At 39.4% G+C, this 1512-nt stretch carries 1 protein-coding gene; it reads left to right on the plus strand.

Features of this window, described 5'->3' with window-relative positions; translation table 11 throughout:
• On the plus strand, window positions 1–1512 hold a 1512-nt coding region (locus tag AC1DG9_RS26935), incomplete at both ends, for a GH92 family glycosyl hydrolase (protein ID WP_477635677.1).

Here is a 1512-nt window from a genome sequence, read left to right on the forward strand (position 1 = left end):
TACTTATCCAGGAGCTACGGTTCCTTTTGGATCTGTTCAGCTAAGCCCTGATACTGATACTTTGTCGTACGAATTGAACGGCAAGTATAATGGCGACGTTTATAAGTATTGTGCAGGGTACAAGTATGAGGATAAAACGATTGTAGGATTTAGCCACACACATTTTAGCGGAACGGGACACTCTGATCTGGGTGACTTCCTGATTATGCCAACTCAAGGAAAACTTCAATTAAATCCAGGTACAGCGGATGATCCTAAATCAGGGTTTAGATCGGCATTTTCTCATGATAATGAGGTTGCAGAGGCCGGATATTATAAGGTTAAACTAGACGATGACAATATTTTAGCTGAACTTACCGCAACTAATAGGGTAGGTATGCATCAGTATACATTTCCTAAGTCAGATCAATCGCATATTATACTGGATTTGATGTCGGGCATTTATAACTATGACGACAAAACGGTATGGACTTTTGTGCGTGTGGTAAATGATACTTTAATTACGGGTTACAGACAAACTAATGGTTGGGCACGTACGCGCACGGTGTATTTTGCTATGTCATTTTCTAAACCGTTTGTTTCTTATGGACAAAAGAATTTCGATAAGCCTCAGGTATATAAAGGTTTCTGGAGAAAGTTTGACCAGACTAAAAACTTCCCTGATATAGCGGGAAGACGTATCAGAATGTATTTTGATTTTAAAACTGAAGAGCAGGAAAAGATCAAGGTAAAGTTCGCTTTATCACCGGTTAGTCAGGCCAATGCATTAGAAAACATGCAGGCAGAGACTCAGGGATGGGATTTTGATAAGGTAAAACAGCAGGCACAGGCAGAGTGGAATAAGGAGCTTAACAAGATTAAAATTGATGCTTCTGAAGATGATAAGATTAATTTTTATACTGCAATGTATCATGCATTTATTAATCCAACAAACTATAGCGACGTAAACGGAGAATATAAAGGGTTGGATCAGAACGTACATAAAGCCGATGGCTTTAACAACTACACCACGTTCTCTTTGTGGGATACTTATCGTGCTCTGCATCCTTTCCTGAACATTATGCAGCCTGCCAGAAACAACGATATTGTAAAATCTATGATGGCTCATTATGATCAGAGTGCGCTTAAAATGCTTCCGATATGGTCTCACTATGCAAATGACAACTGGTGTATGAGTGGTTACCACAGTGTTTCTGTTTTAACGGATGCAATTATTAAAGGTGTATATAATGGTGATGCTAACAAGGCACTGGATGCTTGTATAACGACTGCTAATCATCGCGACTACGAGGGGATAGGTGATTACATTGATTTGGGTTACATTCCTGCAGAGCGCAGCGGAACGTCGGTTTCAAATACATTAGAATATGCATATGATGATTGGTGTATTGCCAAGCTGGCTAAAAAGTTAAACAGAACGGATGTTTATGATGAGTTTACCAAACGTTCAGGAAACTGGAAAAATGTGTTTGATAAGTCGATTGGTTTTATGAGACCAAAAATGGCTGACGG

It is taken from the genome of Pedobacter sp. 05L430, from assembly GCF_056397585.1.